Source organism: Bradyrhizobium sp. 26S5 (genome assembly GCF_036923295.1).
Lineage (GTDB): Bacteria > Pseudomonadota > Alphaproteobacteria > Rhizobiales > Xanthobacteraceae > Bradyrhizobium > Bradyrhizobium septentrionale.
The window spans coordinates 3,917,028-3,938,567 of record NZ_CP145948.1; the positions used below are offsets into that span (position 1 = coordinate 3,917,028).

Here is a 21,540-nt window from a genome sequence, read left to right on the forward strand (position 1 = left end):
CAGGTCGCGATGTTGCCAAACGCGTCATCCTGAGGTGCGAGCCCTTGCGAGCCTCGAAGGATGCACGGCCCGGCTGGTGGCCGATTCATCCTTCGAGGCTCGCCGAAGAGGCCTCGCACCTCCAGCGACAAAGGCGAAGCCTTTGCGCGGGGATGACGGTGAGAGGGCTGTGCAAGCCGGCACAGCTCGAAAACTTCTCGCCTACAGCCGCCGCGCCACTTCCGGCGCGAGTTCCTTCGCGGCTTCCGGTGTGCGCGCCACCGCCGAGCGCAGCCGCGGCAGGATGTCGTCGACGCGGTCGGCCATCAGGACGTTGATCGGCAGCGTCGCGCGGATGAATTCGGTCGTGCGCATGTGGCTCAGCAGCGAGAGCAGGGGTTCCCAGAAGCCATCAATATTGGCGAGCAGGATCGGCTTGTGGTGACGGCCGAGTTGCTGCCAGGTCAATTGCTCGACCAGCTCCTCCAGCGTGCCGATGCCGCCGGGCAGCGCCACGAACGCGTCCGAACGTTCGAACATCAGGCGTTTGCGCTCATGCATGTCGGGTGTGACGATCATCTCCTGAACCGAGGTCAGCGCGTTCTCGCGCGCGCGCAGGAATTCGGGAATGATGCCGGTGACGGAGCCGCCATGGTCGAGGGTGGATTTTGCCACCGCGCCCATCAGGCCGATCGAACCGCCGCCATAGACCAGGCGCACGTTGTTTTCGGCAAAGCTCTTGCCGAGCGCGACGGCAGCTTCGATGAAGCGGGGATTGTTACCGGGGCCGGAGCCGCAATAAACACAGACAGTCTTGATTTGGTTCATACATTCCTTGTGGCACTGCAGCGTAAACAGGGTCAAGACTCGCATATGGGGATTGTGGGCCAAAAAACCCCGTAAATTCCCGCGAATCGCGAACAAATTTCGCCATAAGCCTGTACGTGACATTCAAACGATCTATATGACGAGCACAATGGCAAATCGTGGAAAAGCTGTGGCAGCGGACCGCCGCGCCGCGAACGCGCGGGCGGGCTCCTGATGGTGCCGCCGCAACCGAATGTGACCGCTGCTGCGCCGCCCGCGGCCATGGCGCCGGCCGTCGAGAAGGGGACGCTGCTCGGCACCCTCGTACATCTCTGGCCCTATATCTTTCCGGGCGATCGCGCCGATCTGAAGACGCGCGTGGTCTGGTCGGTGGTGCTGCTGCTGTTCGCCAAGCTCGCGACGCTGTCGGTGCCGTTCACCTTCAAATGGGCGATCGATGCGCTGAACGGCACGGGCTCGGCGCCGGTCGCGCCGTCGAACTGGGTGGTGTGGCTGATCGCCTCTCCGGTGCTGATGACGATCAGCTACGGCGCGGTGCGCATCATCATGGCGGTGCTGACGCAGTGGCGCGACGGCATCTTCGCCCGTGTCGCGATGCACGCGGTGCGGCGGCTCGCCTACATCACCTTCGTGCACATGCACGAATTGTCGCTGCGCTTCCATCTCGAGCGCAAGACCGGCGGCCTGACCCGCGTGCTGGAGCGCGGCCGCTCCGGCATCGAGACCATCGTGCGGATGGTGATCCTGCAGCTGATCCCGACCATCGTCGAGGTCGCGCTGCTGGCTGCGGTGCTGCTCTGGCAGTTCGACTGGCGCTACGTGCTCGCCGTGCTGCTCACCGTCGTGGTGTTCATGTACTTCACCTACATCGCGACCGAGTGGCGGATCGAGATCCGCCGCAAGATGAACGACTCGGATACCGAGGCGAACACCAAGGCGATCGACTCGCTCCTCAACTACGAGACGGTGAAGTATTTCGGCGCCGAGGAGCGCGAGGCCAGCCGCTACGACCGCTCGATGGAGCGCTACGAGCAGGCCAGCGTGAAGACCTATACCTCGCTTGCGGTGCTCAACACCGGGCAGGCGATCATCTTCACCGCGGGCCTGACCGCGACCATGCTGATGTGCGCGTTCGGCATCCGCAACGGCACCCACACCGTCGGCGATTTCGTGCTGATCAATTCGATGATGATCCAGCTCTACCAGCCCTTGAATTTCATGGGCATGGTCTATCGCGAGATCAAGCAGGCGATCATCGACATCGAGAAGATGTTCGACGTGCTGGAGCGCAATCCCGAGGTCAAGGACGTGCCGGGCGCGAAGCCGCTCACGGTGTCCTCCGGCAGCGTGCGCTTCGAGGATGTCCGCTTCGCCTACGAGCCCGACCGGGCGATCCTTAAAGGTCTGAGCTTCGAGGTGCCGGCCGGCAAGACGGTCGCAATCGTCGGTCCCTCCGGCGCCGGCAAGTCGACGATCTCGCGGCTGCTGTTCCGGCTCTACGACGTTTCGAGCGGCCGGATCCTGATCGACGGGCAGGACATCAGGAACGTGACGCAGGCCTCGCTGCGATCGGCGATCGGCATGGTGCCGCAGGACACCGTGCTGTTCAACGACACCATCCGCTACAACATCCGCTATGGCCGCTGGGACGCCAGCAATGACGAGGTCGAGGAGGCGGCGCGGCTGGCGCAGATCGACGGCTTCATCCGGATGTCGCCGCAGGGCTATGAGACCCAAGTCGGCGAGCGCGGCCTAAAACTCTCCGGCGGCGAGAAGCAGCGCGTCGCAATCGCGCGCACGGTGCTGAAGGCGCCGCCGATCCTGGTGCTGGACGAGGCGACGTCTGCGCTCGACAGCCACACCGAGCACGAGATCCAGGGCGCGCTGGAGCGGGTCTCGCGCAACCGCACCTCGCTGGTGATCGCGCATCGGCTCTCGACCATCGTCGGCGCCGACGAGATCATCGTGCTGGATCAGGGCCGGATCGCCGAGCGCGGCACCCATGCGCGGCTTTTGGCCGGCGGCGGCCTCTACGCCAGCATGTGGAACCGGCAGCGCGAGGCCGAGGAGGCCCGCGAACGGCTCGCCCAGGTCGACGACGATGGCCCGGCGCCGAATCGCCTGCCGCCGCCGGTGACCGAATCCTCTGACGATTCCACCCCGGTTGCGGGTGAGAAGCCCTTGCCGACCGCCGCGGAATAGTCGATTTAGGGCATGATCCGGAAAAGTGCGAAGCGGTTTTCCGAAAGATCATGCTTAAACAACCAACTAAAGCGCGATGATCCCATCGCGCTTTAGGGCCTCTCCCGCCAAACCGGGCGGGGAAACGCAAGCGAGCTTTGATGTCGATCGCGAATTCCATCCGCGCGCAGATCCCGCCGATCCACCCCGAGGGCTATCCCTTCATCGGCGGCTTCGCGCTGGCGAGCCTGATCCTGTTCTGGATCTGGACCCCGCTCGGCTGGATCGGGACGCTGCTCACGGTCTGGTGCGCGCTGTTCTTCCGCGATCCCGTCCGCGTGACGCCGCTGCGCGACGGCATCGTGGTGTCGCCGGCCGATGGCCGCGTCTCGATGGTGGTGCAGGCGCTGCCGCCGGCCGAACTCGGCCTCGGCGACAAGCCTTTGCCGCGCGTCTCGGTCTTCATGAGCGTGTTCAACTGCCATGTGAACCGCAGCCCGGTGGTCGGCCGCATCGACCGCATCGCCTATCGCCCGGGCGCGTTCATCAATGCCGAGCTCGACAAGGCGAGCGAGGACAATGAGCGCAATTCGCTTGTCATCTCGACCGCCAACGGGCGCATCGGCGTGGTCCAGATCGCGGGTCTGGTTGCGCGCCGCATCGTCTGCTTCGTCAAGGAAGGCCAGTCGATCGGCGCCGGCGAGCGCTTCGGCCTGATCCGCTTCGGCTCGCGGCTCGACATCTATCTGCCCGAGGGCACCAAGGCTTTGGTCTCCGAGGGGCAGACCGCGGTTGCCGGCGAGACGATTTTGGCGGATTTCCGCGGCGCCGATCCGGGCCGCACCTACCGCGCCGATTAACTCTGTTTCGCCCGCCCAATCGGCCGGTTCCGGCCGCGATGGCGGAGCCGGGCCATGCTTGCTATATTACCAAGCATGATGCCATCCGATCCCAATTCCACCGAGTTTCGCCGCCGGCGGTTCCGCCCGATTCCGGTGCGGATGCTGGTGCCGAACATGATCACGCTGCTGGCGATCTGCGCCGGCCTCACCGCGATCCGGCTGTCGACGGAAGGGCGGATGGAGCTTGCGGTCGCCGCCATCGTGTTCGCCGCGATCCTCGACGGCATCGACGGCCGCGTCGCGCGCCTGATCAAGGGCCAGTCGAAATTCGGCGCCGAGCTCGACAGCCTGGCTGACTTCGTCAATTTCGGCGTCGCGCCGGGCCTGATCCTGTATTTCTGGACGCTGCACGAGCTGAACAATGGCGGCTGGATCGCCGCGATGGTGTTTGCGATCTCCGGCGGCCTGCGGCTGGCGCGCTTCAACGCCTCGATCGACGATCCGAACAAGCCGGCCTTCGCCGTCAATTATTTCACCGGCGTACCGGCGCCGGCCGGCGCGATCACCGTGCTGCTGCCGATCTATCTCGCCTTCCTCGGCGTGCCGATGCCGCCGGCGACGCTGACCGCGTTCTACACGCTCTTGATAGCGTTCCTGATGGTATCGCGGCTGCCGGTGTTCTCCGGCAAGACCGTGAAGATGCGCGTGCCGCCGGAGATGGTGCTGCCGGTGTTCGTCGCCGTGGTGTTCTTCGTCGCGCTGCTGATCGGCTATCCCTGGCACATCCTGTCGGCCGGCTCGGTGCTGTATCTGATCAGCCTGCCCTGGGGTTGGAAATCCTATCGCGACCAGGAGCGCAGCCTCGCCGCGCAGACGCAGGCGGCGAGTGCAGCCGCGCCGGCATCGGCTGCCGCGCCCTACGCGGCACCGGCCGCGGAGAGTGACCGGGACGATCGTCCGACGCATTTGCACTGACACATCTGCCTGACCCGTCATCCCCGCGCAAAGGCTTCGCCTTTGTCGCTGGAGGAGCGCGTAGCGCGTCTCGAAGGATGCACGGCCACACTGGGGCCGTCGACCCTTCGAGACGGCCGCTGTGCGGCCTCCTCAGGGTGACGGTGATGAAGTTCGTTCGCGCTCTCCCAAATATCAGCCATGAGCGTGGCTCGGTTGGGTTCGCCGCCGATCTCGGCTATAGGCCTAAGACCGGCCAGCGAACGCCAAAAATCAGGAGAGAAACGCCGTGACGACATCCGCTTCCGCCCCGCTTCCTGCCTCCGTCTTTGAAGCGTTGGCGCGCTACGACACGCCGACGATCTGCAACGCGATGGAGATCGTCGCGCCGGAGCGCCGTCTGATCGGCTACACGGTGAAGCCGCTGGTCTGCCCGTTCCCGACGCTGCCGCCGATCGTCGGCTATGCGCGCACGGTCGCGATCCGCTCGGTGCTGAAGTCCGGCCTGTCGGCCGAGGAGCAGTCGAAGCGCCGCATCGAATACTACGAATATGTCGGCACCGGCTTCGGTCCGCGCATCTCGGTGATCCAGGACATCGACGGGCCCGACGTCGGCTACGGCGCGTTCTGGGGCGAGGTGCAGAGCGCCGTGCACAAGGCGCTCGGCTGCCTCGGCGTCATCACCGACGGCTCGATCCGCGACATCCCGCAATGGGCCCCTGGCTTCCAGGCGCTGGCCGGCTCGATCGGCCCGTCGCACGCCTGGGTGCATGCCGAGAGCTTCGGCGGCGAGGTCCGCGTCGCCGGCATGACGGTTCGCTCCGACGATCTGATCCACGCCGACAGCCACGGCGCGATCGTGATCCCCTACGAGGTCGCGGCCAAGCTGCCGGAAGCCGCCGAGCTCTGCGGCCGCCGCGAGACGCCGATCCTGGACATCGCGCGCTCCAAGGATTTCACGCTGGAGAAGCTGAAGGAAGCGCTGAAGCGCTCGGCGGAAATTCACTGAGGCGGCATGCGCTGTCGATTTGCGGAACGGCGGGCCGTGAGGCCCGCCGTTCTGCTTTCATGGTCACGCCGGCGCGACCTTGGCGATCTCGGACGCGCCGCGCACCGTCATGTCGATGGCGACATAGAGGATCACGGCCAGGCCGACATAGGCGATCCAGCGATGGTTCTGCAGCAGTTTTGCGATGAAGCTGGCGGCCGCGCCCATCATCGCGATCGAGAGCGCCAGCCCGAACACCAGCACGATCGGCTGCTCGCGCGCCGCACCTGCCACGGCCAACACGTTGTCGAGCGACATCGAGACGTCGGCGACGATGATCTGGGTCGTCGCCTGCAGCAGCGTCTTACGTGGCGTCTCGGTCCCGTCGGCGCCATGCACGGCCGTCGCCTCGTGTTCGGTGGCGCGCAGCTCGCGCCACATCTTCCAGCACACCCAGAGCAGCAGGATGCCGCCGGCCAATAGCAGGCCGACGATCTGCATCAGTTGTGTGGTGACAAGGGCGAACAGGATGCGCAGCAGCGTGGCGGCGCCGATGCCGATCAGGATCGCCTTGCCGCGTTGCTTCTGCGGCAGGCCGGCCGCGGCAAGGCCGATCACGACGGCGTTGTCGCCGGCCAGCACGAGGTCGATGACGACGACTTGCAGCAATGCGCTGAGGGCGTCGAGTGAAAACAGGTCGGACATGGATCATGCTCCCCTTGAGGTCGGGGAGTGGACCGGTTCGACGACGCCGGCTGTTGCCGTCATGCGGACGGAAAATCCGCCACGACGCTGGTCACGTCGTGGGTCGAAGCAGGGCCACTCCAACTGAGTTCCAGTCCGACATCGCAGCTTGTGGCTGCCAGAGGGGCCCGGCCTGGGATTACGGTCGCGTTACCGACGCAGCGCGGCCTGTTCCTCGAAGAACAGCGCCGCCTGATCCGGCTCGCCGAGGATCGCCGCCGCGCACCCCATGAAGGTGAACGCGCCGGCAAAATCCCACAGCGTGAGGTTCGCCGCGCTGCTGCGCACGTGGATCACGCACGCGGCCATCGCGGCAATGGCTGCCTCGGCGAACAACAACAGGCTGAGCGCGGGCAGCACGAGTGCGGGCTCAACCAGGCGGACCGTCAGGATGATCGGCAGCGCGGTGAGCACGCCGAACAGCAGGAGCATGCCGTACGGCTCCAGCGAGGGAGCCCTTCGCAAAATCCGGTCTGGAATGGTCGAGGACATTTCGATCCCTGCCGACCTTTGCCGATCCTGGCCTTGTCGTTCATCTCAACGATATCAGAATGCATTCACCTTGACGCGCGGCGCGGCGCCGCGCGTCGGCAGGTCGCGCGACAAGCTGACCATGCAGGCATCGTATTTGCACTGGTCAGCAACGCCCTTGGGACCGTCTTTCTGCGCGGATGAGGCTGTGTTTGGTGATAAAATCCCGAACCATCACGACGAGGAGCGCCGCCTGCGGCGCGTCGGGAACCAGGAGGCCGAGCAGATGCACGACTGCCGAGTGGGCCATGTGGCCGCTCTGGGTGACCAAGGAGCGGGAGGCCTTGGGCCAGCCATGATGGACGCCGTTTTGGCGCCGCCGGCGCCGTGGCATGCCATGGCAATGTCCGCAAGGGGCCTTTATCTTCGGTGGCAGCGCTGGGCGTACGATCGAAAGGCAATTTCGATGAATATGGCAGGCAAGACGGTGCTGATCACCGGTTCCACCGATGGCGTCGGCCGCTACGTCGCGATGAAGCTGGCTTCCGCCGGCGCCCGGGTGCTGATCCACGGCCGCGATACCAAGCGGGCGCAGACCTTGGCCGACGAGATCAAGCGGGTCTCCGGCCGCGAGCCGATGTTCTATCAGGCCGACCTGTCCTCACTGGCCGAGGTCCGCGAGTTCGCCCAGTTGGTGCTCGACGATCAGGAGCGGCTCGACGTGTTCATCAGCAACGCCGGCATCGGCTCGCAGAATGAGGGGCCGGCGCGGCAGACCAGCAAGGACGGCCACGAGCTGCGCTTTGCGGTGAACTATCTCGCCGGCTTCATGCTCGCACATCTATTGCTGCCGCGGCTCAAGGCGAGTGCGCCTGCGCGCATCGTCAATGTCGCCTCGCTCGGCCAGCACCCGATCGATTTCGACGACGTGATGATCACGAAGAACTACAGCGGCGCGCGCGCCTATGCGCAGAGCAAGCTGTCGCAGATCATGTTCACCATCGACCTTGCCGCGGAGCTGGAAGGCTCCGGCGTGACCGTCAATTCGCTGCACCCTGCGACCTACATGAACACCACGATGGTGCGCGCGAGCGGCGCCACGCCGATCTCGACCGTCGAAAAGGGCGGCGATGCCATCCTGCGTCTGGTCCATGACGACGATGTCGCAGGCCAAAGCGGGTTGTTCTTCGACGGCAGGCGCGAGGTGCGCGCCCATGCCCAGGCCTATGATGCCGAGGCGCGCAGGCGGCTGCGGGCGCTGAGTCTCGCGCTTACCGGCTTGCGGGCTTCCTGACACGGCGCGACGCCGGCGCGCCATGGGTGCGGTCTTGCGCGCGGATCGCCTCGAACAGACGCTTGCAGGCGGCCTGAACGCCGCGATCGGGCACCGTTGCAATGCCGAGCAGCAGGCCGGGTTGCGCGCGCTTCGGTGAGAGATACCAGGGCGAGAGCGGGGCGGGCGCCAGCCCATGCGCGAGCGCCTCGCGCGCGATTGAGACATCGTCGGCCTTGTCCGGCAGCGTCAGCATCACCGCGAGGCCGGCGACCCGGACATCGTTGCTCCACGTCCGCAGCGCAGTCGTCAGCGCATCACGGCTGTCGCAATAGGCCCGCTTGGTTCGCCGGAGATGGCGGATGTAATGGCCATCGCGCATGAACTCCGCGGTCGAAAGCTGTACCGCAGTTCCGGGGGCAGGGGCTAGACACGTCGCCACATCGGCGAACTGCGCCGCCAGCGCTTCAGGGGCAACCAGGAAGCCGAGCCGAAGCGTCGGCGAGATCGTCTTGCTGAAAGAGCCGAGATGGATCACGCGGCCCGCAGCATCGAGCGAGGCCAGCGCGGGCGCCGCGCGGCCATCGAGCTGCAACTCGCCGAGATAGTCATCCTCAATGATCCAGGCGCCGGTTTGCGCGGCCCAGTCGAGCAGCTGCGTGCGACGCTTCGGTGACAGCGGCGGACCGAGCGGCGCCTGCTGTCCCGGCGTCACGACCGCGAGCGCCGCGTCGGGCGCGTGCCGCAGGCCGTGCTCGACATCGACGCCATTGGCATCGACCGGGATCGGCACCGGCTCGAGCCGGGCGAGCTCGAGGCCCTTCCGGGTCAGTGGAAATCCCGGGTCTTCCAGCCATGCGCGGCGGCCTTCGAGGCCGAGCACGCGCAGCGCGAGGCCGAGCCCGCCGCTGAAGCCCGACGTGATGACGATCTGCGCTGGCGAGCATTCAAGCCCGCGCGCGATCGCAAGGTGGGCTGCGATCTCGCGCCGGAGTTCGATCTCGCCGCGCGGATCGATGGTGCGCGTCACCGCGCTCAATTCCGCCCGCACGGCACGTGCGCGGATTCGCGCCAAGAGCTTGGCGGGGAGGGTCTCCTGCGCGGGGACACCCATGCGGAAGATGCCCTGACCGCTCAAATCCTGAAACATCTCCACGACCGAGCCGGGAACGACCGGCGCGTCGGGCTTTGCCGCTTTCCTCGGCCGCATCGCGACGGTGGTGCCGTTCGCCTTCGACGACACGATGTGCTGCGCGTCCGCCAGTCTGTCGTAGGCCGCCCGCACCGTGCCGCGCGCGACGCCGAGCTGGGCGGCGAGGTCGAGCCATGACGGCAGCCGGGCGCCAGGCACCAGCACGCCATTGTCGATCGCCGCTGCAATCGCCTTGCGAATCTGCTCGGACAGCGGCGTCCGGGCCGAGCGGTCGAGCGCGATGGGAAGCGGATTTGGCATGGCCCGTGGTACACCAATTCGGTTCATTCTTGGTGCTTCATTTTGGCCGTGTGCGCCCGCATCTATCCGATAGTAACGGAGGCATCAGATGAAAACCTTATGGACGACGCTGCTGGCCTGCGCCGCACTTGCGACCCCTGCGATGGCGCAATCAGTGACGCCGAAATTCGAGCACGCCATCACCAACATTCCCGGCAAATCGCTGATCGCGGTCGAGGTCAACTTCCCGCCGGGCGAGCCGTCGGCGCCGCACCATCACGCCAAATCGGCTTTCCTCTATGTCTACGTCCTGCAGGGCGCGATCGAGAGCCAGCTGGAGGGCGAGGCGGCGCACATCTATCGGGCCGGCGACAGCTTCTTCGAGCCGCCGGGCGCGCATCACGTGCTCGGCCGAAATGCCAGCGCGACCGAACCGGCGAAGCTGCTTGCGGTGTTCGTTGTCGACAGCAACGACAAGGCGCTGACCGTCTTCGACAAGGAGGGACACAAGCAGTGAGCATGCGGATCGATTACAACAAGGCCGCGCCCGCCGGCATCAAGGCGCTCGGCGGCGTCTACGGTTACATCACGCAGTCTGGGCTCTCCGCGGCGCTGGTCGAACTGGTCTATCTGCGCATCTCGCAGATTAACGGCTGCGCCTACTGCCTCGACATGCACACGCGCAGCCTGCAGAAAATGGGCGTCAAGATCGAGAAGCTGGCGCTGCTGCAGGTCTGGCGCGAGGCGGAGACGCTGTTCGACGCCGAGGAGCGTGCCGCGCTGGCCTGGGCCGAAACCGTCACGCGCGTCGCCGAGACCGCGATCCCGGACGCGGATTATCAGGCGGCTCGCGCGGTGTTCAACGAGAAGCAGCTGGTCGACCTGACCATCGCGATCGGTCTGATGAACACCTACAACCGGATCGCGATCGGCTTCCGCAATCCGCCGCAAGCGGTGGTCGAGCATTCGGCTGCGGCGTGATTTTGTAGGGTGGGTTAGCCGCCCACGAGCGCGGTCGTTCGGCAAGCGATGGTGCAAGGCGTAAGCCACCATCTTTGTTGCGCGTAAGGTGGTGGGTTACGCCTTCGGCTAACCCACCCTACGAATCCTGCTTTGCCTCGACCGGCTTCGTCGCGAATTGCGGAAAGGTCTCGGCGACGACAGGCCCATCCAGCCGCCACGAATAGCAGCCGCCGACGAAGAACGGCGGCTCTTTTACGTCGCGCTGGTGATCGAGTGCGCCGCGGCCCTGCGGGTCCTTGCCCGCGGTCGCGGTCTGGAACAACGTGGTCACCGCAGGACCCAGCAGCTCGGCGAGATGGGTGCAGGTCTCGAGCTTGCCGATCTTGCGCCTGATAATCTCGCGCCAGCCCTTGCCGATGCGCTCGCCGACCAGGCGCTGCAAGATGCCCTCGACATCGAGGCAGGACGGGTAGGGCGTCGAGGCCATCGTGGTGCCGGTCTCGCGGATGGTAAAGCTGTCGTCGACCGCGAGCCGCAGCCGGATGTCGTGCACGGGATCGTCGGGCTGCTGCTCGCCGCGATATTTGTCGTGCCGCGCATACGGCTTGGTGTCGACCAGCCGCGCCTCGACCTCCCACAGCCCGTCGTCGCGGAGATAGCCCAGACATTCGACGGAGCGGCGGTGCATCAGGCGGCGGGGCTTGCCGTCGGCATTGGTATCGGGTGCGGACATCGGAACTCGCTGGATTGAAGCTGAACCGATCCAATCGGCGGGATGCTCCGATGTCAACGCCTGCTGCCGCGCGGCGCTATGCGACGTCCAAGGGGACACCGTCATTCCGGGGCGATGCGGAGCATCGAACCCGGAATCTCGAGATTCCGGGTTCATCGCTGCGCGATGCCCCGGAATGACGTGATCGAAAGCCTTGATTGCCAGAAGCCCGCCTCAACTCACCCGCCGCTCCCTGTTTTCCCAATACGGCTTGCGCAGCTCGCGCTTCAAAATCTTGCCGGCGCCGGAGAGCGGTAAGGGCGTCGAGGTGATGTCGACGCTGCGCGGGCATTTGTAGCCGGCGATCAGCGTCTTGCAGTGCTCCATCAGCTCGTCCGGCGTGGCGCTGGCGCCGCTCTTCAGCACCACGACGGCATGCACCTGCTCGCCCCAGCGCTCGCTCGGGATGCCGATCACGGCGCATTGCGCCACCGCGGGGTGCTGGGCGAGGGCGTTCTCGACCTCGGCCGAATAGACGTTCTCGCCGCCGGAGATGATCATGTCCTTGACGCGGTCGACGACGTAGACAAAACCGTCCTCGTCCATGTAGCCGCCGTCGCCGGTGTGCATCCAGCCGTCGATCACCGCGCGCGCGGTTTCCTCGGGCCGCTCCCAATAGCCCATCATCACCATATCGCCGCGCACCGCGATCTCGCCGACGGTGCCCAGTGGCACGACCTTGTCTTCCGCATCGACGATCTTCACTTCAGCGCCGAGCGTGGCGCGGCCGGCGCCGCGGTGCCGGCCCTTGGCGCGACCGTCGCCGACATGCTCCTTCCAGTGCAACAGCGTCGCGATCGGCGACAGTTCGGTCATGCCATAGGCCTGGGTGAATTCGACATGCGGCAGCGCCTTCATGGCGCGCATCAGCACGGCGTCGCTGATGACAGAAGCGCCGTAGGAGATGCCCTTCAGCGACGACAGGTCATAAGTGCCGAGCGTCGGATGATCGACGAACATCTGGATCATGGTCGGCACCAGCAGCACGTCGGTGATGCGCTCCTTCTGGATCGCAGTGGCGACGCCATCGGGCGTAAAGCCCTGGATCACGACGTTGGATCCGCCGGACAGCAGCACCGAATACATCGCAGCGCCATTGGCGAGGTGGAACATCGGCGCGGCGTGCAGATAGATCGTGCTGCTCGGCCACAGGCCTTCGCCGAGCGCGTTGAGCGCATTGGCCATCAGATTGCCGTGGCTCAGCATCACGCCCTTGGAGCGGCCGGTGGTGCCGCCGGTGTAGAAGATGCCGGCGAGATCGTCGCGCGAGCGCATCGCGTCCGCCATCGGCTCGCTGCGCGCGATCAGCGTCTCGTAGTTCTCCATGCCCGCGGGCGTCTCGCCTTCGTCGGCATAGACCAGCCTGAGGCCAGGGATGGTGGTTGCGAGCGTCGCGCCGACCGGTGCAAACGCCTTGTCGACGAACAGGATTTTGGCACGGCAGTCGCGCAGCGCGTCCTCGTTTTCGAGGGGGCTCCAGCGGATGTTGAGCGGCACGATCACGGCGCCGGCCCAGCCGACCGCAAGGTACAGCTCGAGATAACGATCGGAGTTCAGCGACAGGATCGCGACGCGGTCGCCGTTGTCAGCGCCAAGGCCGCGGATCGCCGCGGCGAGGCGGGCGACGCGGGTGCCGACCTCGCGCCAGTTGCGTCGCCGCTCACCGCAGACGACTGCGAGCCCGTTTGGATTGACCTGCAGCGCGCGCCGCAGCCCGTGTGTGATGTTCACTTCCGTCCTCCCTTGGTGCGTTTCCATTGCGAGGCGGTTTGTCCGCCTTCTCTGCAGCCGGAACGGCTGCTTTGTGCGCCGTTGTTTTGCGCGTTGATGTCGTGGCGATCCCCTCGGTGAGGCGGATCGCGAATTCCTCGGCGACGGCGCGTCCAGTCAACTCACCGCCGGGCTGGAACCAGTGGCCGATCCAGTTCAGCGAACCCGCGATCGCAAACGCCGCGAGCTTCGGGTCACACGGTTTTACCGAACCGTCCTCGACACCCTGTACGATGTAGTCGCGGAAGGCGCGGTCGATCCGGCGCTTCGCGGTCTGCACGATCTTGCGGTTGTCCTCGCTGAGGTCGCGGATGTCGAAGCGGACCAGGCTCTTGCCGTAGTCCTCGGTCATCAGCTCGGCATAGCGGACCACCAGCTTGCGCAGCTTGGCAAGGCCGCTGCCGGCGCCGGCTGAGGTTTCGGCGATGCATTCGTCGACCAGCTCGTTGCCGATCGACCAGCACTCGAACAGGATCTCGTCCTTGCCGCGGAAGTAATTGTAGAGCGCCGGCTTGGTGATGTTGAGCCGCTTGGCGACATCGTTCAGCGTGGCGCGGTGATAGCCCTGTTCGAGGAACAGTTGCACCGCGGCGCGCAGCACCGCCTCGCGCTTCTCGTCGCGGGCGCGGCGTCGGCTCTCGAAGGGCAGCCAGGGGGACTGGCCGGAGGAGGGGATGTGTCCGTCGTCCATGGGGTGAAGCCGGTGCCGCATTGACTCTGTGTGAGGTGCCGTATATTACCCATGGGTAATAAATAGTCCAGCGGGTAATTTTCTGGAGGACACGCGATGACGTCACGCACCTATGTTGCCGGGGTTGGCATGATCCCGTTCGTCAAGCCCGGCGCCAACGCGCCGTATCACGTGATGGGCGCCGAGGCCGCCAGGCTCGCGCTTGCCGACGCCGGCCTCGACTACGACCGCGTGCAGCAGGCCTATGTCGGCTATGTCTATGGCGACTCCACCTGCGGCCAGCGCGCGCTGTATCCGGTCGGCATGACCGGCATCCCGATCGTCAACGTCAACAACAACTGCTCGACCGGCTCGACCGCGCTGTTCCTGGCGCGGCAGGCGATCGAGTCGGGCGCGGCCGATTGCGTGATGGCGCTCGGCTTCGAGCAGATGAAGCCCGGCGCGTTAGGGGCCGTGTTCACCGACCGCCCCAGTGCGTTCGACGATTTCGATGCCGCGGCCGACAAGCTGGTCGATGCGCCCGGCGTGCCGCTGGCGCTGCGCTATTTCGGCGGCGCCGGCCTTAGCCACATGAAGAAATACGGCACGCCGCTCTCCGCGTTTGCAAAAGTGCGCGCCAAGGCGAGCCGCCACGCCAAGAACAATCCGCTGGCATTGTTCCGCAAGGAGGTCACTGCCGACGACGTCATGAACGACCAGGTGATCTGGCCCGGCGTGATGACCCGGTTGATGGCGTGCCCGCCGACCTGTGGCGGCGCCGCCGCAATCCTGGTCCCGGAGAAGTTCGCCGACCAGCACGGGCTCAACAAGCAGGTCCGCATCGCGGCGCAGGCGATGACGACCGATACGCCGTCGACCTTCGGTGCCGACGACATGATGCAGGTGGTCGGCTACGACATGACGCGCGATGCCGCCAAAAAGGTCTATGAGGCCGCCGGCATCGGGCCTGCGGATCTCGACGTTGTCGAGCTGCACGACTGCTTCGCCCATAACGAGCTGATCACCTATGAAGGGCTCGGCCTGTGCGCTCAAGGTGAGGCCGCGAAGTTCATCGACGACGGCGACAATACTTATGGCGGCAAGTTCGTCACCAATCCCTCAGGCGGCCTGTTGTCGAAGGGCCATCCGCTCGGTGCCACCGGCCTTGCGCAGTGCTACGAGCTGACGCGGCAGCTGCGCGGCACCGCGGCGGCGACGCAAGTGGAGGGTGCGCGGCTCGGCCTGCAGCACAATCTCGGCCTCGGCGGCGCCTGCGTCGTGACGCTCTACCAACGCGCCTGAGGTCGTCATGGTCGATCAATCCGCTGTCGGGCGTGCGTTCACGCCGGTGACCGCACGCGTCGAGCTGGGTCGCCTGCGCTTCTTCCTCGACACGCTCGGCGAGAGCAATCCGGTCTATCGCGACGAGGCGGCCGCGCAGGCGGCGGGTTTTGCGGCGGCACCGGTGCCGCCGACCTATCTGTTCTGCCTGGAGATGATGGACGCAACGGTGCCGTTCGAGTTCCTGACCGCGCTCGGCATCGATCTCGCCCGCGTGCTGCATGGCGAGCAGCGCTTCGACTATCACGCCCCCGTTGTGGTCGGCGACACCCTGACGTTCCACCCGCGCGTCACCAGCGTGACCGACAAGAAGGGCGGGGCGATGACGCTGATCGTGGTCGACACCCCGGTCACCAACCAGAGCGGCGATCATGTCGCCGATGTCTCGCGCACCATCGTGGTGCGCAATGCGAGGCCGTCATGAGCGCTGCACATCCGTCGGTCGGCGACCGCATCGTCCACAAGGAATTCCCGCCGATCACCCGCCATCGCCTCGCGCTGTATTGCGGCGCCTCCGGCGATCACAATCCGATCCATGTCGATATCGACTTCGCGAAAGCGGCCGGCTTTCCCGACGTGTTCGCGCACGGAATGCTCGTCATGGGCTATCTTGGCCAGGCGCTGACCGACGCGGTCGCGCTGTCGCGCATCCACTCGTTCTCGACCCGCTTTGCCGCCATCACCCAGCTCGGCGCCCAGCTGACCTGCGAGGGTACGGTGACGGAGCTGATCGAGCAGGGCGGCGAGAAGCGGGCGAAGCTTGCGCTGACGACGAAAGATCAGAACGGCGAGATCAAGCTCGCGGGGGAAGCGGTTATTGCGCTGTAGGGGATGAGGTCTCGCCGCGCGCGATTGTATGCTCCCTCGCCCCGCTCTTGCGGGGAGAGGGTTGGGGTGAGGGGCTGTCTCCGCACACACGGTGACAGCAGGACTCGCGGAGGCTCCCCCTCACCCGGAACGCATCTGGCGATGCGTTCCGGCCTCTCCCCGCAAGCGGGGCGAGGCAAGGTGGAGCTCGCGGAGATGATGTTGTTCTAGGGAGAGATCATGTCGAAACTGCAAGGCAAAGTCGCGCTCATCTCAGGCTCGGGCCGCGGCATCGGGCGGGCGATTGCGCTGAAGCTTGCGAGCGAGGGCGCGCGCGTCGTGGTCAACGACCTCGATGCCGAGCCGGGCAATGCCGTCGTCGCCGAGATCAAGGCAATGGGCGGCGAGGCGATCGCGGTCAATGGCAGCGTGACCGAGGCAGGCTTTGCCGATCGTTTCGTAGGGCACGCGATCGAGCAATTCGGTGGCCTCGACATCATCGTCAACAATGCCGGCTACACCTGGGACTCGACGATCCAGAAGATGACCGACGAGCAGTTCCAGGCGATGCTCGACGTCCATCTGGTTGCCCCGTTCCGGATCATGCGTGCCGCGTCCGAGCCGATCCGGCTGATGGCGAAGCGGGAGGCCGAGGCCGGCCGCGAGGTGTTCCGCAAGGTCGTCAACATCTCCTCGATCGCGGGCCTCTACGGCAACGCCGGGCAGGCGAGCTATTCTTCCGCAAAAGCCTCGCTGGTCGGGCTGACGCGCACGATGTGCAAGGAGTGGGGGCGCTACAAGGTCAACGTCAATTGCGTGGCGTTCGGCCTGATCAACACCCGCCTGACCCAGCCGATCGAGACCCAGCAGAAGACCATCGACGTCGCCGGCCGCGACATCAAGGTCGGCGTCCAGCCGCAGATGCTGGAGGCGATGGGCCGGATGATCCCGCTCGGCCGCGGCGGCACGCCGGAAGAGGCGGCGGACGCGGTCTATCTGTTCTGCGCTCCGGAATCGAACTACATCAGTGGTCAGGTGATCGTCGCGGGCGGCGGTCTTCTGATTTAGCACGAGGAAAACATGCACTACCGATCGTCCTGGATGACCGAGGAGCTGGACACGTTCCGTGACCAGTTCCGCAAATTCCTCGCCAAGGACCTTTTGCCGCACGCCGAAAAATGGCGCGAGCAGAAGCTGGTCGACCGCTCCGCCTGGCGCGCGCTTGGCGAGGTGGGCGCGTTGCTGCCGAGCGTGCCGGAGGCCTATGGCGGCTTAGGGGCCAGCTTCGCCTATGATGCCGCGGTGCTCGATGACCTCGAGAGCACGGTGCCGGAGCTGACCACCGGCGTCTCCGTGCACAGCGCGATCGTCGCGCATTACATCGTCAATTACGGCTCGGAGGAGCAGAAGCTGCGCTGGCTGCCGAAGATGGCGTCCGGCGAGATGGTCGGCGCCATCGCGATGACCGAGCCCGGCACCGGCTCCGACCTGCAGGCCGTCAAGACCACGGCCAGGAAACAGGGCAATGCCTACGTCATCAACGGCCAGAAGACGTTTATCACCAACGGCCAGGCCGCTGATCTCGTCATCGTGGTGGCGCGCACCGGGGCTGCGGGCTCGAAGGGCATCTCGCTGATCGTGGTGGAGACCGCGGGCGCGGAGGGCTATCGGCGCGGGCGCAATCTCGACAAGATCGGCCTGCACGCCTCGGATACCTCGGAGCTGTTCTTCGACAATGTCACGGTGCCGCCGGAAAACCTGCTCGGGGCCGAGGAGGGCAACGGCTTCGTGCAGCTGATGCAGCAATTGCCGCAGGAACGGCTGGCGCTCGCCGTCGGCGCCGTCGCCTCGATGGAGCGCGCGGTCCGGATCACCGCGGAGTACACCAAGGAACGCACCGCGTTCGGCAAGCCGCTGCTCGAATTCCAGAACACCGCCTTCAAGCTCGCCGAGCGCAAGACCGAGGCGATGATCGCCCGCGTGTTCGTCGACTGGTGCATCGAGCGCCTGGTTGCCGGGGACCTCGACACCGTGACCGCCTCGATGGCGAAATGGTGGTGCTCGCAGAAGCAGGTCGAGACCGCCGACGAATGCCTGCAGCTGCACGGCGGTTACGGCTACATGCAGGAATATCCGATCTCGCGCATGTTCATCGATGCCCGCATCCAGAAGATCTATGGTGGCACCAACGAGATCATGAAGCTCCTGATCGCGCGCTCGCTATAGCGCTTCGCTCCGACCTCAAGCACTGTCATGGCCGGGCATAGCCGTTCGAAGAACGGCGTCGCTTCCGCTCGCCAATGTCCCGGCCATCCACGTCTTCCTTCACGCAAAAACCAAGACGTGGATGCCCGGGACAAGCCCGGGCATGACGGGTGAGTGCAAACGTTCCAGCCGGCCGCCGCCCGCTCTGCGGAAATCGGCGGGCGCGGCGCGCTGCCCTTTCCCTGCCGCATGGCTCGATGCCGCCGCCGCATCCCGCGGCGAGTTCGGCCTTGCGCCATATTGCCGTCTATCATACCCCCGTCGGACCATTTTCCGCGCGAGCCGCGCGCGCGCCAATGCCTGCAGGGAGCCCTCATGACCAAAAGCAATGCCCGCACCGGAGGCCAGATCCTGATCGACCAGCTGGTCGCGCAGGGGGTAGAGCGCGTCACCTGCGTGCCGGGCGAGAGCTATCTGGCGGCGCTCGACGCCCTGCATGACAGTCCGATCGACGTCGTGATCTGCCGCGCCGAGGGCGGGGCGGCGATGATGGCGGAGGCCTATGGCAAGCTCACCGGGCGGCCCGGCATCTGCTTCGTGACCCGCGGTCCCGGCTCGACCAATGCCGCGCACGGCGTGCACATCGCGATGCAGGATTCCACCCCGATGATCCTGTTCGTCGGCCAGGTCGACACCGGCATGCGCGAGCGCGAGGCGTTCCAGGAACTCGACTACAAGGCGGTGTTCGGCACCATGGCGAAATGGGCGGTCGAGATCGATCGTCCGGACCGCATTCCGGAGCTGGTCGCGCGCGCCTTCCGCGTCGCGCTCCAGGGCCGCCCGGGACCGGTGGTGATCTCGCTGCCGGAGAACATGCTCACCGAGACCGCGGCGGTCGCCGACGCGCCGAAGGTCGAGCCTGCGGTGACCTGGCCTGCGCCTTCGGATCTCGAACGCCTCGGCACGATGCTCGCCGGCGCCAAGGCGCCGATCGTGGTGCTCGGCGGCTCGGCCTGGACCCCAGAGGCCGCAAAAGGCATCGCGCGCTTTGCCGAGCGTTTCGACCTGCCGGTCGCGACCTCGTTCCGCCGCGCCTCGCTGTTCGACGCTGACCATTCGCACTATGCCGGCGATCTCGGCATCGGCCCGAGCCCGAAGCTCAGGGATCGCTTCACCGGCGCCGACGTCATTCTCCTGATCGGCAGCCGCATGTCGGAGATGCCGTCATCGTCCTACACGCTGCTCGACATTCCCGTACCGAGCCAGAAGCTGATCCATGTCCATCCCGGCTCCGAGGAGCTCGGCCGGGTCTATCAACCGGCGCTGGCGATCCAGGCGACGCCAGCCGCCTTCGCCGCGGCGGTCGAGACCATGAAGCCGTCGGCCGCGCCCGCCTGGAAGGGCGAGGCGGCGAAGGCGCACGCGGATTATCTCGCCTGGACCGACAAGCCGCGCGAGCTGCCCGGCCATTTCCAGTACGGCGAGGTCGTCACCTGGCTGCGCGATCGTCTGCCGAAGGATGCGATCGTCTGCAACGGCGCCGGCAATTACGCCGGCTGGATTCACCGCCACCATCGCTTCCACACCTTCGCAGCGCAGCTCGCGCCGACCTCGGGCTCGATGGGTTACGGCGTGCCGGCGGCTGTGATGGCCAAGCGGCAGCATCCGGATCGCGTCGTCGTCGCGTTCGCCGGCGACGGCTGCTTCCTGATGAACGGGCAGGAATTCGCCACCGCCGTGCAGTACGACGCGCCGCTGATCGTCGTCGTCATCGACAACGCGCAATACGGCACCATCCGCATGCATCAGGAGCGCGACTATCCCGGCCGCGTCGTCGGCACCCAGCTCAAGAACCCGGACTTTGCGCTTTATGCCAAGGCGTTCGGCGGCCATGGCGAGCGGGTCGAGCGCACCGAGGATTTCGCACCCGCCTTCGAGCGCGCGCTGGCCTCCGGCAAGCCTGCGATCCTGCACTGCCTGGTCGATCAGCGCGCGCTGTCGGTCGGCAAGGACTTTGCGCCGCAGCAGGCTGCGCGCTGATGGCGGAGCCGGCCGGCCGTCACGTCGCGATCATCGGCGCCGGCGCGGTCGGCGTGATCAGCGCCATCGAGGCGCTGCGCTGTGGTCACCGAGTCACGCTGATCGATCCGGGCGATCCCGGCGGTGAGCAGGCGGCGAGCTATGGCAATGCCGGCTGGCTGTCGTCGCATTCGGTGATCCCGCCGGCCGAACCCGGCACCTGGAAGAAGGTGCCTGGCTATCTGATGGATCCGCTCGGGCCGTTGTCGATCCGCTGGTCGTATCTGCCGAAGGCGCTGCCGTGGCTGATCAAGTACCTGCTGGCGAGTCGCACCGAGGCGCAGGTCGAGGCCACTGCGCGGGCGATGCGCGATCTCCTGAGGGACGCGCCGCTGCTGCACCGGCAACTCGCCGAGGAAGCCGGCGTGCCCGAGCTGATCGAGCGGCGCGGGGTTATGCATGTGTTTCCCTCGCGCGAACCGTTCGACCGCGACCTCGGCTGGCGCATCCGCAAGCGTGTCGGCATCGAATGGCTCGAGCTCAACGAAGACGAGATGCGCCAGCACGAGCCCGATCTGCATCCGCGCTACAAGTTCGGCGTCGTGGTCGAGGAGGCCGGCCGCTGCCGCGATCCCGGCGCCTACGTCGCAGCGCTCGCCGCCCACGCCATTGCGAACGGCGCCGAGCGTGTCGCCGCCAAGGCGGTCGGTCTCAGACTTGCGGGCAACCGGCTCGCCGCCGTGGTTACCACGACCGGCGAGATTGCCTGCGACGCCGCGGTGGTCGCGGCCGGCGCGCGCTCCAGGCAACTGACCGCGTCGATCGGCGATCCGTTGCCGCTGGAAACCGAGCGCGGCTACCACGTCATGATCGAGAATCCGGAATCCGGACCGCGCAATTCCATGATGGCCTCGGACGCCAAGATGGTCGTCAACTGGACCGACAAGGGCCTGCGCGCCGCAGGTACGGTGGAGATCGCGGGGCTCGACGCCGCGCCGAACTGGAAGCGCGCCGAGATCCTGCGCGAGCATCTCTTCAGCATGTTCCCGAAACTGCCGAGGGATATTCCGGCGTCGCGGATCAAGACCTGGTTCGGTCATCGCCCGAGCATGCCCGACGGACGCCCCTGCATCGGCCATAGCAGCGCCACCCGCGACGTCGTCTATGCTTTCGGCCACGGCCATGTCGGCCTGGTCGGCTCGGCCCGCACCGGCCGGCTGGTCGCGCAATTGCTCAGCGGCAAGGCGCCGGAAATCCCGCTCGGGCCGTTTGCGCCGTCACGCTTTCTGTAACGAAGCCAG

Annotated in this window: 21 protein-coding genes; 14 read left to right on the forward strand and 7 right to left on the reverse strand. The window is 66.2% G+C overall.

All coding sequences use genetic code 11. From position 1 onward, the window contains the following. Positions 1 to 201: 201 nt before the first annotated feature. Complete coding sequence (locus V5279_RS17925) at positions 202 to 807, reverse strand: TIGR00730 family Rossman fold protein (protein WP_166296821.1); 606 nt, start codon at positions 805 to 807, stop codon at positions 202 to 204. A 261-nt stretch (positions 808 to 1,068) separates the two neighbouring features. Between V5279_RS17925 and V5279_RS17930 the strand changes: the two genes are divergently transcribed. From V5279_RS17930 to V5279_RS17945, 4 genes are all read left to right on the forward strand, one after another. Further along, on the forward strand, positions 1,069 to 3,009 hold the full coding sequence (locus tag V5279_RS17930) for an ABCB family ABC transporter ATP-binding protein/permease (protein ID WP_414645950.1): 1,941 nt from the start codon (positions 1,069 to 1,071) through the stop codon (positions 3,007 to 3,009). A 140-nt stretch (positions 3,010 to 3,149) separates the two neighbouring features. Continuing rightward, positions 3,150 to 3,848 (forward strand): phosphatidylserine decarboxylase, encoded by a 699-nt coding sequence (locus V5279_RS17935; RefSeq protein WP_338699545.1) that lies wholly within the window; start codon positions 3,150 to 3,152, stop codon positions 3,846 to 3,848. A 78-nt stretch (positions 3,849 to 3,926) separates the two neighbouring features. Continuing rightward, positions 3,927 to 4,805, forward strand: a complete 879-nt coding sequence (gene pssA, locus V5279_RS17940; protein ID WP_338701256.1) for a CDP-diacylglycerol--serine O-phosphatidyltransferase — start codon at positions 3,927 to 3,929, stop codon at positions 4,803 to 4,805. Between the two features lie 268 nt (positions 4,806 to 5,073). Beyond that, positions 5,074 to 5,793, forward strand: coding sequence for an RraA family protein (locus V5279_RS17945; protein ID WP_338699548.1), 720 nt, complete (start codon positions 5,074 to 5,076; stop codon positions 5,791 to 5,793). Positions 5,794 to 5,856: 63 nt separating this feature from the next. Here V5279_RS17945 and V5279_RS17950 read toward each other — a convergent pair whose 3' ends face one another. Together V5279_RS17950 and V5279_RS17955 are read right to left on the reverse strand one after the other, a co-directional pair. Beyond that, complete coding sequence (locus V5279_RS17950; protein WP_166296816.1) at positions 5,857 to 6,477, reverse strand: TerC family protein; 621 nt, start codon at positions 6,475 to 6,477, stop codon at positions 5,857 to 5,859. A gap of 189 nt (positions 6,478 to 6,666) precedes the next feature. Further along, positions 6,667 to 6,948, reverse strand: coding sequence for a hypothetical protein (locus V5279_RS17955; protein ID WP_166296814.1), 282 nt, complete (start codon positions 6,946 to 6,948; stop codon positions 6,667 to 6,669). A 505-nt stretch (positions 6,949 to 7,453) separates the two neighbouring features. Between V5279_RS17955 and V5279_RS17960 the strand changes: the two genes are divergently transcribed. After that, positions 7,454 to 8,281 (forward strand): SDR family NAD(P)-dependent oxidoreductase, encoded by an 828-nt coding sequence (locus tag V5279_RS17960; protein WP_166296812.1) that lies wholly within the window; start codon positions 7,454 to 7,456, stop codon positions 8,279 to 8,281. On the opposite strand, the gene V5279_RS17965 is transcribed toward V5279_RS17960, so the two are convergent. Continuing rightward, a complete protein-coding gene (locus tag V5279_RS17965; protein ID WP_338699553.1) occupies positions 8,259 to 9,713 on the reverse strand; it encodes a PLP-dependent aminotransferase family protein in 1,455 nt (484 codons plus the stop codon). The two genes, V5279_RS17960 and V5279_RS17965, sit on opposite strands and share 23 nt — an antisense overlap. A gap of 88 nt (positions 9,714 to 9,801) precedes the next feature. On the opposite strand from V5279_RS17965, the gene V5279_RS17970 reads away from it, so the two are divergent. Continuing rightward, positions 9,802 to 10,209: a cupin domain-containing protein gene (locus tag V5279_RS17970; protein ID WP_338699555.1), complete on the forward strand. Its 408-nt coding sequence runs from the start codon at positions 9,802 to 9,804 to the stop codon at positions 10,207 to 10,209. Next, entirely contained in the window at positions 10,206 to 10,673 is a 468-nt protein-coding gene (locus V5279_RS17975) for a carboxymuconolactone decarboxylase family protein (RefSeq protein ID WP_166296810.1), read from the forward strand. The genes V5279_RS17970 and V5279_RS17975 overlap by 4 nt, the downstream gene beginning before the upstream one ends. A 118-nt stretch (positions 10,674 to 10,791) precedes the next feature. Here V5279_RS17975 and V5279_RS17980 read toward each other — a convergent pair whose 3' ends face one another. The 3 genes from V5279_RS17980 to V5279_RS17990 form a co-directional block, all read right to left on the reverse strand. Further along, entirely contained in the window at positions 10,792 to 11,388 is a 597-nt protein-coding gene (locus V5279_RS17980; RefSeq protein WP_166296809.1) for a DUF2889 domain-containing protein, read from the reverse strand. Positions 11,389 to 11,601: 213 nt separating this feature from the next. Further along, on the reverse strand, positions 11,602 to 13,158 hold the full coding sequence (locus tag V5279_RS17985) for an acyl-CoA synthetase (protein WP_166296808.1): 1,557 nt from the start codon (positions 13,156 to 13,158) through the stop codon (positions 11,602 to 11,604). Continuing rightward, positions 13,088 to 13,888 carry a TetR/AcrR family transcriptional regulator gene (locus tag V5279_RS17990; RefSeq protein WP_166296807.1) on the reverse strand — a complete coding sequence of 267 codons (801 nt, stop codon included), beginning with the start codon at positions 13,886 to 13,888 and terminating at the stop codon, positions 13,088 to 13,090. The genes V5279_RS17985 and V5279_RS17990 overlap by 71 nt, the downstream gene beginning before the upstream one ends. Positions 13,889 to 13,984: 96 nt before the next feature. Here V5279_RS17990 and V5279_RS17995 point away from each other — a divergent pair, with 96 nt between their 5' ends. The 7 genes from V5279_RS17995 to V5279_RS18025 all read left to right on the forward strand — a co-directional run bounded on the left by V5279_RS17995 (position 13,985) and on the right by V5279_RS18025 (position 21,531). Continuing rightward, positions 13,985 to 15,169, forward strand: coding sequence for a lipid-transfer protein (locus tag V5279_RS17995; RefSeq protein ID WP_338699561.1), 1,185 nt, complete (start codon positions 13,985 to 13,987; stop codon positions 15,167 to 15,169). 7 nt (positions 15,170 to 15,176) lie between these two features. Next, positions 15,177 to 15,632, forward strand: a complete 456-nt coding sequence (locus V5279_RS18000; RefSeq protein ID WP_166296805.1) for a MaoC family dehydratase N-terminal domain-containing protein — start codon at positions 15,177 to 15,179, stop codon at positions 15,630 to 15,632. Further along, the gene (locus V5279_RS18005) at positions 15,629 to 16,036 is read left to right on the forward strand and encodes a MaoC family dehydratase (RefSeq protein ID WP_338699565.1); all 408 of its coding nucleotides are present in this window, start codon (positions 15,629 to 15,631) and stop codon (positions 16,034 to 16,036) included. The genes V5279_RS18000 and V5279_RS18005 overlap by 4 nt, the downstream gene beginning before the upstream one ends. A 219-nt stretch (positions 16,037 to 16,255) precedes the next feature. Beyond that, positions 16,256 to 17,083 (forward strand): SDR family NAD(P)-dependent oxidoreductase, encoded by an 828-nt coding sequence (locus V5279_RS18010; RefSeq protein ID WP_166296803.1) that lies wholly within the window; start codon positions 16,256 to 16,258, stop codon positions 17,081 to 17,083. A 12-nt stretch (positions 17,084 to 17,095) separates the two neighbouring features. Then, on the forward strand, positions 17,096 to 18,241 hold the full coding sequence (locus V5279_RS18015) for an acyl-CoA dehydrogenase family protein (protein WP_338699567.1): 1,146 nt from the start codon (positions 17,096 to 17,098) through the stop codon (positions 18,239 to 18,241). Between the two features lie 354 nt (positions 18,242 to 18,595). Further along, a complete protein-coding gene (locus V5279_RS18020) occupies positions 18,596 to 20,260 on the forward strand; it encodes a thiamine pyrophosphate-binding protein (protein ID WP_338699569.1) in 1,665 nt (554 codons plus the stop codon). Further along, a complete protein-coding gene (locus tag V5279_RS18025; protein WP_166296799.1) occupies positions 20,260 to 21,531 on the forward strand; it encodes an NAD(P)/FAD-dependent oxidoreductase in 1,272 nt (423 codons plus the stop codon). The genes V5279_RS18020 and V5279_RS18025 overlap by 1 nt, the downstream gene beginning before the upstream one ends. The last annotated feature ends 9 nt before the right edge of the window (positions 21,532 to 21,540 follow it).